Raw genomic sequence first — 15130 nt, forward strand, 5'->3', positions numbered from 1 at the left:
GGACACCGAAGAAGGGCCCCGCCACCGGCGGGGCCCTTTTTCCGTCTCGGAGCTCAGTCCAGGTAGTCGCGCAGGACCTGGGATCGCGAGGGGTGACGCAGCTTCGACATGGTCTTGGACTCGATCTGGCGGATGCGCTCGCGCGTGACGCCGTAGACCTGCCCTATCTCGTCGAGCGTGCGGGGCAGCCCGTCGGTGAGGCCGAAGCGCAGGCGCACCACGCCCGCCTCGCGCTCGGAGAGGGTGTCGAGAACGGAGCGGAGCTGGTCCTGCAGGAGCGTGAAGCTCACGGCGTCCACGGCCACCACGGCCTCGGAGTCCTCGATGAAGTCGCCGAGCTGCGAGTCGCCCTCGTCACCGATGGTCTGGTCGAGCGAGATGGGCTCTCGCGCGTACTGCTGGATCTCCAGCACCTTCTCGGGGGTGATGTCCATCTCCTTGGCGAGCTCCTCCGGGGTGGGCTCGCGGCCCAGGTCCTGGAGCAGCTCCCGCTGAATGCGGCCGAGCTTGTTGATGACCTCCACCATGTGGACCGGGATCCGGATGGTGCGGGCCTGGTCGGCCATGGCACGGGTGATGGCCTGGCGGATCCACCACGTCGCGTAGGTCGAGAACTTGTAACCCTTGGTGTAGTCGAACTTCTCCACGGCGCGGATCAGGCCGAGATTGCCCTCCTGGATGAGGTCCAGGAACGCCATTCCGCGACCGGTGTACCGCTTGGCCAGGGACACGACGAGGCGGAGGTTGGCCTCGAGTAGGTGGTTCTTGGCGCGGACCCCGTCCCGCTCGATCCACTTGTAGTCCCGTCGCTGGGCGGTGGTGAGCTTCTCGCCACGCTCCGCGACCTGCGCCATGAACCAGGTGGCGTAGAGGCCGGCCTCGATCCGCTTGGCCAGCTCGACCTCCTCCTCGGCGTTGAGCAGGGCGACCTTGCCGATCTGCTTGAGGTAGGCGCGGACGGAGTCGGCGGAGGCGGTGAGTTCGGCGTCCTTGCGGGCCTGGCGGAGGGCCTCGGACTCGTCCTCGTCCCAGACGAAGTCCCCCGACGCCTTGTCCTTGGCGGTGGGGCCGTCCTTGGTCTCCTCGTCGGCCTCCGTGTCCTCCACGTCGACGACATCGACCTCGACGTCCTCGAGCTCGGCGGTGTCCGGTTCGACCTCGAGGGCCTCGACGGGTGCGTCGTCGATCGACGCGGCGTCCGCGGGATCGCCCGCACCCGCCGTCTTCTTGGCCGCGGTCTTCTTCGCGGCGGTCTTCTTGGCCGCCGTCTTCCGGGCGGGAGCGGTCTTCTTGGCCGCGGTCTTCTTGGCGGCGGCGGTCTTCTTCCCTGGTGTCCTGCTCGCCGCGGTCTTCTTGGCGGGGGCCTCGCCCGTGACCTCGGTGTCCGACGGATCGCCGCTCATCGCGGAATCCGAACTGGTGGTCTTCGTGGCTGCCACAAACGCCCCTTCACAACCGGTGATTCGATGGGAAACGGGGATCGATGCCGCACAGTGTGCCGACTCGCGAGCCGTCCGCCTTGCGGTACCGGGCCCGTCCCCGGCCGGTAGGTGATCCCGGCCTGCGCCATTGTAACGAGGATCGGGCCCGGAGGTCGCATCAGGCGCTGTCGGCGAGGGATCAGCGGTCGGACGGGGACACCGTCGCGTCCAGGTCCAGCAGTCCGGTGCTCGCCGCCGCGTACAGGGCGGCGCCAATGATCCCGGCGTCGCCACGTCGGACCGCCACGCGAACCGGGGTGCGGTTCTCCAGCAGCGGGAACCACTCCTCGGCGGCCTCGCTGATCGCGCCCCCGATGACGAAGGCGCGAGGCCACAGCAGGTCCTCGAGGGACCGCAGGACGTTGGACACGTGCGGTGCCCACTGCTCGTAGGTCAGCCCGTCCCGGTGCCGCACCGCAGCGGAGGCGAGGTGTTCGGCCTCGTCGACCCCCCGGCCGTCGATGTCCTGGACCAGAAGGTGCCCGAACTCCGTGTTGGGGATCAGATGACCGTTCAGCAGCAACGCCGACCCGATGCCGGTGCCGAAGGTCAGGAGGATCACCAGTCCGTCCACGCCCTCACCGGCGCCGTAGTGCACCTCCGTGATCCCCGCGGCGTCGGCGTCGTTGAGCATCACCACCGGGCGTCCCGGGAGGTGCTCGGCGAACAGTGCGACGACGTCGCAGCCCACCCAGGAGCGGTCGATGTTGTGGGCGATCCGCGCGATCCCGTCGTGGATGACGCTGGGCAGCGCCACGCCCACCGGTCCGTCCCACCCGACCTCCTCGACCATCGAGCGGATGACCCCGGCGACGGCGTCCGGGGTCGCCGGCTGCGGGGTGGGGTGTGTCAGCCGGTCGCCGATGAGTTCGCCGGTGCCCAGATCGACCCGTCCGACCTTGATCCCGGTGCCGCCGACGTCCACCCCCACGCCGGTGGGGGTGTCCGATGCCTGGGTGCGCTCGGAGGGGCTGGTGGTCGGCATCTCTGGCTCCCGTGGGACGGGCCGCGGGGTCACGGCTGAGGGTTGGAGACCACCGGGCCGGCGGGGCACGATGGGGGCGGGCGAGCACCCGTTCGTCAGAGTATCCGCCCGGTGCGCCGGGGGACCGGGCCATTCGGTGATGACGAGGGGAGAAGACGTGTCGGAGCAGACGGTGGAGGGCCTCGCCGGACGAGACCATCCGGTGGATGTCGACGAGTTGAGGATGTTCGCGGACCGGCTCGCGGTCTCGGGCGGGGGCGTTGCCCGGCGGATGCTGGAGCAGTTCGACTCCACAGGGCTGGATCCACGCGCCAAGAGCTCGGCGACCGACCCGGTGACCGTCATCGACACCACCGTCGAGCGGCATCTGCGCGAGCTGGTGACCACCGAGCGGCCCGGTGACCGGGTCCTGGGTGAGGAGGGTGGCGAGGAAGGCGGTGAAGAGGGCGGCGAGGAGCCTGCCGCCGCCGGGCGGGGCGTGGTCAGGTGGGTGGTGGACCCGGTCGACGGAACGGTCAACCTCCTCTACGGGATCCCCTTCACGGCTGTCTCCGTGGCGGCCGAGGTCGACGGGGTGGTGCTCGCGGGGGCGGTGCACAACATCGTCACCGGCGAGACCTGGACCGCGGCGGTCGGCCGCGGATCGAGCCTACGATCCGCCGCGGGAACGGTGACCGGACTCACGGCGTCAGCGTGTGACGACCTGTCGATGGCGCTCGTCGGCACCGGGTTCTCCTACGACGCGGACGTTCGGGCGGAGCAGGGGCGAGCGGTCGCTGCCCTCCTCCCACGGATCCGTGACATCAGACGGTGCGGCTCCGCGGCGCTGGACCTGTGCATGGTCGCCACCGGCCGCATCGACGCCTACTTCGAGCGCTGCCTCAAGCCGTGGGACCACGCGGCCGGGGCGCTGATCGCCGCCGAGGCCGGCGCGATGGTGAGGGTCGCCGCCGACGACGAGGTCCCCACCGTCGCCGCCGCGCCCGGTGTGGCGGAAGACTTCCTGGCCGCGCTCGAGGGCCTCGGGGGTCCGGTCAGCAGTTGACCGAGCGCGCCGCGTCCAGCTCAGCGGAGATCGGTTGACGACCCAGCTTCAGCTCGTCGAGTGCGCCCACACTCTCCGCCGAATCCGACAGCCGGGAAAAGATCGTCCCGAGCACCAGGTCCACCGACGAATCTGTCCGCCCGTCGGCCACCAGCTGCATGCACGGCGCCGCGAGCGAGAGTGAGCGGGCGTTCGCCTGCCCGGCCTCCCCGTACCGGATCTGGCCGTGACACTCCAGATCCTGGGCGTACACGGGGTCGTTCCCGGTGGCATCGGCTCCCACCGGTTGGAATCCGCGCTCGACGAGCTGGGCGGCGACCGCGCCCGCCTGCCCGCTCTGCCCGTTCGCGTTGAGCACCCGGATCCTCGTGTCCGAGAGCACGGCCGGTTCGACGGAGTCGAGCGCGCCGGCGGGTTGCTCCTCCAGGCCCGCCTCCTGGGCGGCCGGCGTCACCGGGCAGGCGGCGGCCTGTGTCGCGGCATCGCTCCCCCTCAGGGCGGTCACCCACACGAGACCCCCGAGGACCAACGCGGCCACCACGAACAGGACGTAGGGGCTGCGCATCCGGCCGAACCCCCGAGCGGGGGTCGGACTGGGTGTCGCCTGGGCGCTGAGGTGGACGACCATGAGGGCCCTTCCTGCAGGGGAAACGGTGTCGGAGCCCGGCCCGGGTCCGCGCCATCACTGTAATCGCCGCGCGATCGGCGACCCGACGGGGACACGGTCCGCCAGCGCGGATGAAATCCCTGCTGGATTCCGCTAATATGCGGGCGCCGGTCGGTCCACGATCGCACCGTCCGCCCCTCGTCACCAGACCGCTAGAGAAGAGACACATGGCAACCGACTACGACGCACCCCGCCGGACCGAAGCCGATGAGCTGGCCGGCGATTCGCTGGAGGAACTCAAGGCCCGAAGGGCGGAGGGTGCCACCGGCGAGGTCGACGTGGACGAGACGGACACCGCCGAGTCCTACGAGCTTCCCGGGGCGGACCTCTCAGGGGAGGAACTCACCGTCCGCGTGATCCCTGAACAGGACAACGAGTTCACCTGCGGCGAGTGTTTCCTCGTTCACCACCGCAGTCGTTTCGCCCTGGAGAGGGACGGTCTGCCGATCTGCGTGGACTGCGCGGGCTGATCGTTCAGCTGTAGCGCGTGTCCGGCAGGGCGGCCGCGAGACCCTCCGGATCGCGGGTGCTGATCAACCAGTAGGGCGTGGGGTCCAGCGGGTCGTCCAGAACGACGATCACCATGGTGGGGACGTAACCGCGATGCACGACGAACGCCTCCGGGTCGAGCTGGCGCCCCATCGCGGCCTGCTTGGCGGTCGCGGGCACGACGGCGCTCCGAGCGATCGCCTCGAACGGCAGACGCGCCCGGCCCGCGTAGAGGGTTCCTCCGCCCTGACCGTCGGCCTCGACCTCGATACTCTCGCGACCGACGGTGACGAAGAGCCAGGCGAACAGGGCGGGCACGACAACGCACAGGAGCCACAGCCACCACGGGGCGCCCAGGATCGAGGCCACCGCGACGACGAGGGCGGTGACGGCGGCCAGCACGAGCCACCACCATCCCGGTACCCGCAATCGTTCCGAGTGAACGGGACGCGGGACACGGTCGGGAGACGGTCGGAGATCATCTTCGGTCACGAGATCAAGACTATCCATCACCCGGGCTCCGCCCGGCAGGAGGGCGTACAGCGATGAACAACCCGGATCACTCGCCCGGAGGGGGCGGACCGTTGCGTCTACGGAGGTTGGACCCGGGTCTCCCGGTGCCGTCCCGCGCACACCCCTCGGATGCGGGCATCGACCTCTACTCCGCCGAGGACCTCGTGCTGGAGCCCGGGCATCGTTCACTTGTGGGCACGGGGGTATCCGTGGCCATCCCGGACGGATATGCGGGACTCGTCCACCCCAGATCCGGGCTCGCCGCGCGTGCGGGGCTCTCGATCGTCAACGCGCCGGGGACCGTCGATTCGGGATATCGGGGCGAGATCAAGGTCAATCTCGTCAACCTCGATCCGTCCGAGCCGGTGCGGATCGGCCGCGGGGACCGGATCGCGCAGTTGATCATCCAGAGGGTCGAGCTCTGGGAGGTCCTCGAGGTCGACGAGCTCGATCAGACCGCCCGGGGCGACCGGGGTCACGGGTCGACCGGCGGTCACCACCGCCTGGCCTGACCGGCGCCATTCATCGTTGGGTAGCGTCAAGAGGCACGGTCCCGTCCGGGACCGGGTCGTACGCGGAGAGGATTCGACCATGTTCGGACGCAAGAAGTCGGTGACCGGGGACCGCGTCGCCGCCGCCCCCGCGGAGCCCGCGGACTCCGCACCGTCCACGACCGGTCCTCACGACCGCTCCTCGGTCGGGGACGTGGCCCGGTACTACACCGACCTCGGGTACGGACACATCGATCTAGGGTCCCTGGTGATCGGCGTCCCCAAGGGGCGCGATCTGAACGTCGCGCTGGACCCGAACGGTCAGCCGGAATTCCACGTGGTCACCTCCGTCTCCCGGGTCATCCCGCGCGCCTTCGCCGCGCCGAAGTCCGCAGGGCAGTGGCGGACCATGGTCGCGGGCATGCGCGAGCAACTCGAGGCGCAGGGAGCCGAGGTGACCGTCGTCGACGGCCCGTGGGGTCGTGAGCTGGTGGCCGCGATGCCGGGCGCGGTCTTCCGCGCCATCGGGGTCGACGGGCACCGGTGGACCGCCGAGGTGCGCATCATGGCCACCCCGGAGTTGGCAGAGCAGGCCGCCGAGGAGGGCCGGGAGGTGTTCGCGCACCTCATGATCAACCGTGGTGACGGGCCGATGCCCGTAAGCGAGGCGCTGCCGCTGACCATCCCCGACGAGATCCAGCAGGCGCTGGTCAAGGCGCAGTCGCAACTCGCGGCGCAGCAGCAGGCCCAGGCCTACCAGCAGCAGATGGCGGCGGGTCAGCAGGGCCAGGCCGCGCCGCAGGTGCGGCCCCAGGCCGCACAGAACCAGGCCCCCTCGTCTCCCCAGGCGCCCGCGTCGACACCGTCGCCGGGGCAGGCCCAGCAGCAGCCCGGGTCGCCTTCTCGCAGAGACGCCGGCGCCATGGACCGACTCCGCACCTCCGACGACCTCTGACCCCGCCGACGCGCTGAGAGGCAAGCCATGTCCGTCTCGCGGATGTTCCGAGGACTCTCGTCCCGCCTGACCGCGCCGCTCGAGTCCCTCGACGCCGTGGACCTGGCCGGGCGGGTGCAGGGACTGTGCAGCTCGCCGGTCGAGAGTGCGCAGCGAGGTCAACTGGTGACCCTGGCCGGGCGGGTGCGCACGGTCCTGTCCGGCGGGGGAGAGCAGTTCCTGGGCGTGACCGCCGAGGTCTACGACGGCACGGGGGCTGTCGACGTGTGCTGGCTGGGGCGACGATCGATTCCCGGGATCGACACCGGCCGGTTCATCAAGGTGACCGGCCGCATCGGGGTCCGGTCCGGCCAGAAGATCATGTTCAATCCACGCTACGAGTTGCTCAGCGGACAACCGGGCGCGGGACGCGGAGGAGAAGTGTGACCGAGTCTGAACGCGCGGGGGATCAGGCCTCCACAGAGAACACCGGGGACGCCCCCGCCGTGGACACGCCACCCAAGCGGAAGTCTGCCTTCGGTGACCCGGACGCCTCGCTGCTCGAGCAGATGGGCGGTGTCCGCGGGCTCGTCTACTCCTCGATCCCGATCCTGACCTTCGTCCCGGTCAACGGGTTCTGGGGGCTGACGGTGGCGATCTGGGCCGCGCTCGGTGTGGCGGTCGCCATGCTGATGTGGTCCCTGCTCAGACGGGAGAACCCTCAGCCGGCGATCTCCGGGTTCATCGGTGTCGCGATCGGTGTGCTGATCGCCTGGCGGACAGGCGACGCGAAGGGGTACTTCCTCTACGGCATCATCACGCAGGCGGTGTACGGCGGGGCTTTCGCGCTGTCCGCGCTCGTGCGCTGGCCGCTCGTCGGCGTGATCTGGGGGTTGATCGACGGTAGAGGGATGGCGTGGCGTCGGAACCCGCCCGCGCGACGGTGGTACGCCATCGCCACCTGGATCTGGGCCGGTCTCTTCGCGATCCGTGCCGTCCTGCAGTACGCGCTCTACCTGAACGACGAGGTCAACTGGCTCGGGGCCGCGCGGATCGCCATGGGGTGGCCGCTGGCGCTGGTGGCGTTCGCCGCGACGATCTGGGCTGTCCGACGGGCGATGGCCCACGAGAACGAGCCCGCTGCGGCCCGGGACGCCTCCGACGAGTGATCCCCGATCCACGGTGGCAGAGGGCTGCGGTCGTGGACACGAGAACTGCCCCCGACGGAATCGTCGGGGGCAGTTCCCTGTGGGAGCGGGTCACCGGTCTCCCGCGAGTGCGTGTGAGGCTGCGATCAGACCCCGCTGGTGGCCATGCGCGAGAAGTCGCTCGGACCGGTGATGGTGCGATAGGCGTACACGGATGCCAGGGCGGCGACCGGGGCCGCGACCAGCAACCCGACGAGCAGGGCCAGGGCACCGGCGATGACGATGAGGATGTTGAGCAGGGCTAGGGCGAAGAGGTTGCCGGCATCGGACTTGATCGCGTTGACGCTGGACTTCATCGCGTCGATGGCGGTCATGTTGCGGTCCACGACGAAGTGGAGAGTCCAGTACAGGAAGAACGCGATCACGATCCCGGGGATGATCAGCAGGATGAACCCGATGGTCGTCGCGATGGCCACGAGGATCGCCGCGATGACGAACGCCCCGAAGTTGTGGAGTTTGAAGAAGTCGCCGATCTCCGGCTTGTGGCCGTCGACCTCAAGCAGGGCGCCCCGGATGAGGAAGGCCTGGAACACCAGGCTCACCGCGATCGTGAGGATCGAGCCCACGAACGACACCGATGCAGACTGCGAGTTCTGGATCCAGCTCCCCACGCCGTTGGCGAGGAACATGATCAGCATGATCAGGACCCACGGCAGGGGATTGTTCTTGAACATCTGCCAGCCCGCGCCGATGGCGTCGGTCGCGGACACCTTGCCGGACATCACCGGCCAATCCGCCGGGCCGGACTGGGGGTAGGCGTCCCCGTATCCGTGGCCCCCGAAGGACTGTTGACCGAAGCCCTGGGCGTCACCCTGGCCTCCGTATGGCTCCCCGCCCCAGCTCTGGGGGGTGGGGCCGGGGCCGTTCGGATCATTCGGGTACCCGCCTTGCGGCGGTGTGCCTCCGGTGGTCATGGCATCTCCATCTCTCGTCGGTTCGGTGGCGCGGAACTGGTGTGAATGATATTTCCACTCCTCCGCGTCCGAACCTAGTCCCACCACGGCGTTTTTGGGAGAGGCACTTCAGGGAAAGGCAGGTCACACAGCAGAGCCCCGTCGACGATGTCGACGGGGCTCTGGCTCCGGTGCCCGGAACGGGGCGTCAGACGTTGGCGTGGATCTCCACAGCCTGAGCGACTCCGGCCACGGTGCCGGCGATCTTGACGGCCTCCCAGGCCTGCTCCTTGGTGATGCCCTCCTTGCGGATGACGTCATCGTGCGCGGCGGTGCAGTTCTCGCAGCCGTTGATGGTCGAGACGGCCATGGACCAGAGCTCGAAGTCGGCCTTCTCCACGCCCGGGTTGGCGATGATGTTCATCCGAAGGCCCATCCGGACCTGGGTGTAGTCGTCGCCCAGGAACTCCTTGGCGCGGTAGGCCACGTTGTTCATGGCCATGATGGACGCGGCACCCAGGGCGGCGTTGAACGCCTCCTCGGTCAGATGCTCGCGCGCCTCATCGGCGATCTCGGACAACACAGTCTCCGACCGGGTCGCCGCGGCGGTGGCCAGGAAGGTGCCCCACAGCTGCTGAGGGGTCAGCTCGGTGGAACGCGCCAGTGACCCGAGGTTGAGCTTGAGATCCTTCGCGAACTCGGGGAGTCCGGACTTCAGGTTCTCGATGCTCACTTGATCCCCTCCTGCAACATGTCCATCTTGTTGATGTTCTTCGTCGGGTCGTTCTTCTGCCAGTTGCACGCGCAGACCTCGGACGACTGGAGCGCGTCGAGCACCCGGAGGACCTCGTCTACGTTGCGGCCCACGGCGTCCGGCGTCACGGAGACGAACTGGATGACGTTGTCCGGGTCGACGATGAAGGTGGCGCGGTCGGCGACCCCGTCCGCGTTCTCCACACCGAGCTCACGGATCAGCTCGTGCTTGATGTCGGACAGGAGCGGGAACGGGACACCCTTGAGCTCGTCGTTGGTCGCACGCCAGTTGAAGTGGGCGAACTCGTTGTCGATCGAACCACCCAGAACCTGCGTGTCGCGGTCCTGGAAGTCCTCGTCGAGCTTGCCGAACGCCGCGATCTCGGTGGGGCAGACGAAGGTGAAGTCCTTCGGGTAGAAGAAGATCACGCGCCACTTGCCGGCGTAGGACTGGTTGGTGATCGTCTCGAAGTAGTCCTCGGGCTGCTGGGCGTTGACCTGCTGGAGGTCGCCGCCCTTGAGCGCGGTCAGCGTGAAGTCGGGGAACTGGTCACCGATGGTGAGAATAGCCATGTGTCCTCCTGAAGTTGGCGGCCGTCATTCAACGGGCAGCAGAGACTATGCCCGACATCCGGTGAGAGGTGAAGCCTAATGAGGCAAAGATCACTCATAGGGGGGAGCAAATAATCATCGACGGCGAGCTATCGATCGCTCTACACTGATCGACATGGTCAATCAGCGGTTCGTTCCGAGCGTGACCCAGCTCAGGGTGTTCCTCGCGGTCGCGGAACGCCTTCACTTCCGAAGTGCCGCTGAGGAGTTGGGGATGAGTCAACCCTCCCTCTCCCAGGCCCTCGCGACACTGGAGGAGGGGTTGCGGGTCCATCTGGTCGAACGCAGCACCAGGACCGTGCTCGTCACACCGGTCGGGCACCAACTCCTCCCGTTCGCGCGGGCGGCGGTGGGTGCGATGGACGCCGTGGCAGACATCGCCGCGGGTAGCGGGGGTCCGATGTCCGGAGACGTCCGGATCGGTGTGATCCCCACGGCCGCCCCGTACCTGCTGCCGGGGCTCCTTCCCGCTCTCTCGGACCGCTTCCCGGATCTGCGGCCGCGGATCGTCGAGGACCAGACCGCGCGACTGCTCGAGCAGCTGCGGTCGGGTGCGCTCGACGTGGCGATCATGGCCCTGCCGACCGATGCGGCGGGCGCGGCAGGCATGCCGCTGTACGCCGAACCGTTCGCACTCCTCGTCCCGGCCGGCCACCCGCTCGACGGGCGTGACGACCTCTCCCTGGAGGCGCTCGTGGAACTGCCCCTCCTCATGCTCGACGAGGGTCACTGCCTGCGTGACCAGACGGTGGACCTGTGTCGGCGGGTGTCGGCTCCGATCCTGGGCCGTGGCGGGTCGCGCGCGGCGTCCCTGACCACCGCGGTGAGATGCGTCGCGGGGGGACTCGGGGTGATGATCGTCCCGGAGTCCGCCGTGGTGTCCGAGAGTCGCGACCCGGGACTAGGAGTGGCCCGGTTCCGCGAGCCCGCCCCCGGCCGGACGATGGGCCTGGTGCTTCGCACCGCGACCGCCGACGACGACGCCTACACCGAACTCGGCAGCGTGATCACCGGGGTCGCCCAGCGGCTGTTCGGTGCTGTTCCCGCCTGACGGGTCGTCCGTCGCTGTCGACCGACAGGACTGGTCTCGACGAGTCCAGTCTCGACGACTCCGGTGTCGAGGGCTTCAGTGTCGAGGGCTCCAGGCGCCGGACCGACTCCAGGAAGCGGGCTCGGAGCGCCTGTGTCCGCCCGATCCACGCGCGCTGGTGGGCGACGAACACCGCACGGCCCTCGGGCGACTCCACCGGGATCGGCTCCAGACCCCAGGCGGAGAGGTCGTAGGGGGAGGACCGCATATCGACCTCGCGGGCATCGAATGCGGCGCCCAGCGTGTCCCGCAGGAGCTCGCCGGGAGCACCGGCCTCCATGGCCGCGACGTGCGAGTAGAGATCCATGCCGGAGTGCAGACAGGCCGGTTGCTCATATCGGAACTGCCCCTCGCGTGTGAGCACGTGGTGGTTGAGGGGGACGGCCGGATCGGTGAAGAACCGAAAGGCGTCGAAGTGGGTGCATCGCAGCCGGGACTGCTCGACGACCTCGTCGATCCGCGCGTGCGACACCCGTAGAGGAACCCGGTGGTGCCGGAAGTCGTCGTCCCCACCGCGGTAGAGCATGGCCCATTCATGGAGGCCGAAACACCCCATGGCGCCCGGCCTCGAGGCGGTGGCCTCGACGATCGCGCGTGCCCGCGCGATCCGCGGGGCGCAGCGGGCCCGGACGGACTCGGGATCCACGATCAGACCGGCCCGACCGTGGAGCGAGGCCCGCTCGTAGTGGCGCCAGTGGACCCGCTCGGTCAGGTGGGCGTTCTCCAGGATGATGCCGGGGCCGGGGTGCCAGCGGCGGACGGTGGCGACGCTCGTCCGGTAGTAGGTGAAGAGGAAGTCCGCGACCGGGTGGGGCTCACCTCGTCGTCGTCGCTCGAGGTGATCTCCGGTCATCGAATCCACGGCCCCGGTGTGCCGGAGTTCCAGCGTGCGCCAGAGGGCCTCGGGAAGCAGAACGACATCGGGTGCGCGATGGCTCGTGGTCACGTGCGTCGCTTCTTCTTGGGGCGGTGCACCCGGGACCGGGCCGGGCGTCGGGACCGCGCCGGTGGCGCGGGTTCCCGCCGACGGCGGGGTGGCGTGATCTCCGGTCCGAAGAGGTCGTCGAGCAGAGTGGCGGCGCGTGGTCGGGTGGGATCGACGACGTCGACGGTCATGCCCACCTCACGTGCGAGCGCACTGATCCGCGCGACCTCCGACGGTCTGACCACCGCGGCCACCACCCCGGCGGTGTCGTCCCCGCGCCCGGTACGGCCTGAGCGATGGACCAGATCCTCGACGGAATGCGGCGGGCCGACGTGGATGACGTGGCCGATCCCGTCGAGATCGAGTCCGCGCCCGGCGAGGTCGGTGCTCACCAGGACCCGGACCTTGCCCGAGGCGAGATCGGCGAAGGCGCCGGATCGTCTCGTCGGCGAGGCGGAACCCGCCACTCCGGCCGCGGTGACGCCGGTAGCCGAGATCGAGGCGCGCAACTGCTCGACCGCGTCGCGGCGGGTGACGAAGAACAATGCCCGTCGGCACCGGGCCGCCAGGGCGACCGCATAGGAGTCGGGATCCGATGCGGAGACGACGATCAGTCGTCGGGGTGCTCCCGCCGCGGCGACGGGCGCCTGTGACGGGGAGGTGGGGGAGTGCCCCGGTGACTGGGCGGTGGGGGAGTCCACCCGGTGGATACACAGCCCCGGTCGCCGGCGTTGTAGGGCGTCCTCGACCCCGGGGTCCGCCGTGGCCGTTGTCGACAACAGGGTCGCGTCACCGCAGTCCGCCAGCAGGACCGCCGTCTGCTCGCCGAAGGACGGCCCCAGCAGGTGATCCGCCTCGTCCAGGGCGAGGACCCGGACATCCTCGGTGGACAGGTCACCCGTTCGGAGCAGATCGGTGAGGCGGCCCGGGGTTCCCACCGCGATGTCGACCGGCGCCACCAGGGTCCGGCGATCCTTGGACAGTGGCTGGCCTCCGACGAAGGTGGCCACGCGGAGGCCTGCACCCGCGCCGACCTCGGCGAGTACCTCGGCGTTCTGCACCGCCAGCTCGCGGGTCGGCGCGACCACGACGGCGCGCGGACGACGAGGCAGGCTCGGGGCCCCGGCCAGACGGTGCACCACGGCGATGGCGAACACCAGGGTCTTGCCGGAGCCGGTCGGAGCGACCGCGAGGAGATCTCGGCCGGCCACCGCGTCCTCGAGCGCGGCGGCCTGGATCGCGCTCGCGGCTCCGTCGACGACGGTGGAGACGGCGTGCCTGACCGGGACCGACACGCCGAGCTCGGCGAGGAGGCGGCCCAGATCGGTCTGAGCCGAGCCGGTCAGGCCCGCACCTCCGTACGATCGCCGCTCCACAGAGTGTGGAAGCTGCCCTCCCGGTCGGTCCGCAGGTAGGTGTGGGCTCCGAAGAAGTCGCGCTGACCCTGGATGAGTGCGGCGGGAAGTCGCTCGGTCCGGAGCCCGTCGTAGTAGGCCAGGGCGGCGGAGAATCCGGGAGCCGGGATCCCCGCGGTGACCGCAGTGGTGACGACGCGGCGCCAGCTGTCGACACAGTCGGCGAGGGCCTCGGCGAAGTACGGGGCCGCCAGCAGGGTGGGGAGGTCGGCGTTCTCGGCGTAGGCCTCACGGATGCGGTCGAGGAAGGTGGCGCGGATGATGCACCCCCCACGCCAGATCGTGGCCAGGTCGCCCCGCGCGACATCCCACCCGTACTCGGCGGTGGCGGCGGTGATCTGGTCGAACCCCTGGGCGTAGGCGATGACCTTGGACGCATACAGCGCTCGTCGGACGTCCTCGATGAACTCGGCGCCGGTCTCGCGCGGGGTCGACACGGCGCCGGAGGGCAGTGCCCGACCCGCCTCGCGCTGCGGAACCGAACTGGACAGGGCGCGCGCGAAGACCGCCTCCGCGATGCCGGTCACAGGGACTCCCAGGTCGAGAGCGGACTTGACCGTCCAGCGGCCGGTCCCCTTCTGCCCCGCGCGGTCGACGATCACGTCGACCAACGGCGCCCCGGTCTCGGCGTCCACCTGGGCGAGCACCTCCGCGGTGATCTCGATGAGGTAGGAGTCGAGCTCGCCGGTGTTCCACTCGCGGAACACGTCGGCCATGGCCGCCGGCTCGATGCCGGCCACACCGCGGAGGAGGTGATATGCCTCCCCGATGAGCTGCATGTCCGAGTACTCGATCCCGTTGTGCACCATCTTGACGAAGTGGCCGGAGCCGTCTTCGCCGATGTGGGTGCAGCACGGGGTCCCGTCCACTTTCGCGGAGATGTCCTCCAGCATGGGCCCGACGACCTCGTAGCTCGAGGCCGGTCCCCCCGGCATGATCGAGGGGCCCTCGAGTGCGCCCTCCTCGCCGCCGGAGATCCCGGCGCCGATGAACCGGATCCCCCGGTCGGCCATCGCCTTCTCCCGGCGGATGGTGTCGGTGTAGAGGGAGTTGCCGCCGTCGATGATGATGTCACCCTCGTCGAACGCGTCGGCGAGGGCCTCGATCACCGCATCGGTGGGGGCGCCGGCCTGAACCATGACGAGCGCCCGGCGCGGGGACCGCAGCGCGGCGGCGAACTCCTGGATCGTCTCGGTGCGGACGAATGCCCCGTCTCCGCCGTGTTCGTCCAGCAGCGCGTCGGTCTTCCCGGCGGAGCGGTTGTGGACCGCGACCGTGTACCCGTGGCGGGCGAAGTTGCGGGCGATGTTCGAGCCCATCACGGCGAGTCCGGTGACTCCGATGTCGGCGGTGCCGTTGGTGTCTGAAGTCGGCTGCGCGTCCTCGCGCTCAGTACTCATGGGTCCCAGACTAGTCCACGGCCCGCCGAGCGATGGACCTGCGTCGATGGGAGATCGGGGCGTGTCAGGGGGTGCGCTGGACCCCGATTGCTTGCTGACATATCAGTGGTGCACTGAGTGCACTGATTCGCGGAGCCACCAAGAAAACCTTGGATACAGTAGGCGGCCTGTTGTATCACTTATTACCGGGCCTGAACACCGGTCTGCCCGCGGAACGGGGGGAAACGCG

The 15130-nt window shown here is 69.5% G+C and carries 17 protein-coding genes; 7 read left to right on the forward strand and 10 right to left on the reverse strand.

The genetic code is table 11. From position 1 onward, the window contains the following. Positions 1–53: 53 nt before the first annotated feature. Together CEY15_RS14390 and ppgK are read right to left on the reverse strand one after the other, a co-directional pair. Positions 54–1439: an RNA polymerase sigma factor gene (locus CEY15_RS14390; protein ID WP_017837714.1), complete on the reverse strand. Its 1386-nt coding sequence runs from the start codon at positions 1437–1439 to the stop codon at positions 54–56. A 181-nt stretch (positions 1440–1620) separates the two neighbouring features. After that, a complete protein-coding gene (ppgK, locus tag CEY15_RS14395; RefSeq protein WP_017837715.1) occupies positions 1621–2466 on the reverse strand; it encodes a polyphosphate--glucose phosphotransferase in 846 nt (281 codons plus the stop codon). A gap of 157 nt (positions 2467–2623) precedes the next feature. Here ppgK and CEY15_RS14400 point away from each other — a divergent pair, with 157 nt between their 5' ends. Next, positions 2624–3511 (forward strand): inositol monophosphatase family protein, encoded by an 888-nt coding sequence (locus tag CEY15_RS14400; RefSeq protein ID WP_095719020.1) that lies wholly within the window; start codon positions 2624–2626, stop codon positions 3509–3511. Here CEY15_RS14400 and cei read toward each other — a convergent pair. Further along, on the reverse strand, positions 3501–4139 hold the full coding sequence (gene cei / locus CEY15_RS14405; protein WP_017837717.1) for an envelope integrity protein Cei: 639 nt from the start codon (positions 4137–4139) through the stop codon (positions 3501–3503). The genes CEY15_RS14400 and cei overlap by 11 nt on opposite strands. Before the next feature lie 206 nt (positions 4140–4345). Between cei and CEY15_RS14410 the strand changes: the two genes are divergently transcribed. Continuing rightward, on the forward strand, positions 4346–4648 hold the full coding sequence (locus CEY15_RS14410; protein WP_017837718.1) for a DUF4193 domain-containing protein: 303 nt from the start codon (positions 4346–4348) through the stop codon (positions 4646–4648). A 4-nt stretch (positions 4649–4652) separates the two neighbouring features. Here CEY15_RS14410 and CEY15_RS14415 read toward each other — a convergent pair whose 3' ends face one another. Further along, positions 4653–5159 carry a DUF3093 domain-containing protein gene (locus CEY15_RS14415; protein ID WP_245847630.1) on the reverse strand — a complete coding sequence of 169 codons (507 nt, stop codon included), beginning with the start codon at positions 5157–5159 and terminating at the stop codon, positions 4653–4655. A 53-nt stretch (positions 5160–5212) separates the two neighbouring features. Here CEY15_RS14415 and dut point away from each other — a divergent pair, with 53 nt between their 5' ends. From dut to CEY15_RS14435, 4 genes are all read left to right on the forward strand, one after another. After that, a complete protein-coding gene (gene dut, locus CEY15_RS14420) occupies positions 5213–5692 on the forward strand; it encodes a dUTP diphosphatase (RefSeq protein WP_017837720.1) in 480 nt (159 codons plus the stop codon). Positions 5693–5771: 79 nt separating this feature from the next. Further along, positions 5772–6626: a DUF3710 domain-containing protein gene (locus CEY15_RS14425; protein ID WP_095719022.1), complete on the forward strand. Its 855-nt coding sequence runs from the start codon at positions 5772–5774 to the stop codon at positions 6624–6626. Positions 6627–6668: 42 nt separating this feature from the next. Then, positions 6669–7052 (forward strand): hypothetical protein, encoded by a 384-nt coding sequence (locus CEY15_RS14430; RefSeq protein WP_245847631.1) that lies wholly within the window; start codon positions 6669–6671, stop codon positions 7050–7052. Further along, positions 7049–7774: a DUF3159 domain-containing protein gene (locus CEY15_RS14435; RefSeq protein ID WP_095719024.1), complete on the forward strand. Its 726-nt coding sequence runs from the start codon at positions 7049–7051 to the stop codon at positions 7772–7774. The genes CEY15_RS14430 and CEY15_RS14435 overlap by 4 nt, the downstream gene beginning before the upstream one ends. A gap of 125 nt (positions 7775–7899) precedes the next feature. On the opposite strand, the gene CEY15_RS14440 is transcribed toward CEY15_RS14435, so the two are convergent. The 3 genes from CEY15_RS14440 to CEY15_RS14450 form a co-directional block, all read right to left on the reverse strand. Beyond that, complete coding sequence (locus tag CEY15_RS14440) at positions 7900–8727, reverse strand: hypothetical protein (RefSeq protein ID WP_095719025.1); 828 nt, start codon at positions 8725–8727, stop codon at positions 7900–7902. A 187-nt stretch (positions 8728–8914) separates the two neighbouring features. Further along, positions 8915–9439: a carboxymuconolactone decarboxylase family protein gene (locus CEY15_RS14445; protein WP_017837725.1), complete on the reverse strand. Its 525-nt coding sequence runs from the start codon at positions 9437–9439 to the stop codon at positions 8915–8917. Beyond that, positions 9436–10032, reverse strand: a complete 597-nt coding sequence (locus tag CEY15_RS14450) for a peroxiredoxin (RefSeq protein WP_017837726.1) — start codon at positions 10030–10032, stop codon at positions 9436–9438. The genes CEY15_RS14445 and CEY15_RS14450 overlap by 4 nt, the downstream gene beginning before the upstream one ends. A 154-nt stretch (positions 10033–10186) precedes the next feature. Here CEY15_RS14450 and CEY15_RS14455 point away from each other — a divergent pair, with 154 nt between their 5' ends. Beyond that, positions 10187–11122 (forward strand): hydrogen peroxide-inducible genes activator, encoded by a 936-nt coding sequence (locus CEY15_RS14455; protein WP_017837727.1) that lies wholly within the window; start codon positions 10187–10189, stop codon positions 11120–11122. Here CEY15_RS14455 and CEY15_RS14460 read toward each other — a convergent pair. The 3 genes from CEY15_RS14460 to gndA are packed head-to-tail and all read right to left on the reverse strand — an operon-like array spanning position 11079 to position 14901. Beyond that, positions 11079–12107, reverse strand: coding sequence for a hypothetical protein (locus tag CEY15_RS14460; protein WP_245847632.1), 1029 nt, complete (start codon positions 12105–12107; stop codon positions 11079–11081). The genes CEY15_RS14455 and CEY15_RS14460 overlap by 44 nt on opposite strands. Beyond that, entirely contained in the window at positions 12104–13462 is a 1359-nt protein-coding gene (locus tag CEY15_RS14465) for a DEAD/DEAH box helicase (protein WP_095719026.1), read from the reverse strand. The genes CEY15_RS14460 and CEY15_RS14465 overlap by 4 nt, the downstream gene beginning before the upstream one ends. Then, positions 13429–14901: an NADP-dependent phosphogluconate dehydrogenase gene (gene gndA, locus CEY15_RS14470; RefSeq protein WP_095719027.1), complete on the reverse strand. Its 1473-nt coding sequence runs from the start codon at positions 14899–14901 to the stop codon at positions 13429–13431. Before gndA ends, CEY15_RS14465 begins: the two co-directional genes overlap by 34 nt. Positions 14902–15130 lie beyond the last annotated feature (229 nt).

Origin of the sequence: Dietzia natronolimnaea (assembly GCF_002289575.1) — a bacterium.
GTDB classification, from domain to species: domain Bacteria; phylum Actinomycetota; class Actinomycetes; order Mycobacteriales; family Mycobacteriaceae; genus Dietzia; species Dietzia natronolimnaea_A.